Origin of the sequence: Roseisolibacter agri, from assembly GCF_030159095.1 — a bacterium.
Lineage (GTDB): Bacteria > Gemmatimonadota > Gemmatimonadetes > Gemmatimonadales > Gemmatimonadaceae > Roseisolibacter > Roseisolibacter agri.
This window is the reverse complement of sequence record NZ_BRXS01000026.1, coordinates 1-265: the sequence shown is the minus strand read 5'-3', so window position 1 is coordinate 265 and position 265 is coordinate 1. Positions and strand designations below refer to the sequence as shown.

The 265-nt window shown below is 69.4% G+C and carries 1 protein-coding gene; it reads right to left on the bottom strand.

Annotation, left to right across the window (positions count from 1 at the left end):
- A partial coding sequence (locus tag rosag_RS25375; RefSeq protein ID WP_284352992.1) for a hypothetical protein occupies window positions 1-265 on the bottom strand: 265 nt, incomplete at both ends.

Below are 265 nucleotides of genomic sequence, written 5' to 3'. Positions count from 1 at the left end.
CGCACCGTGATGTCCGACGGGATCAGCCCCTGGATGTACGGGTCCGCGCCGCCGAACAGCACGCCGATCGTGCCGCCCTCGAGGTAGTTGTTCTCGATCTTGAGCGGCCCCGGGGTCGTCCAGCCGCTGATGACCTGACCCTCGCCGCCACGCGTGTGGCAGTCGGAGAGGTAGGAGTCGACCACCGCGGTGTGCGCGCTGTTGAGCGAGAGGCAGCGCGGCACGTACTGGTCGGCGCGGCCGTGGATCCAGACGCGGTCGAGCA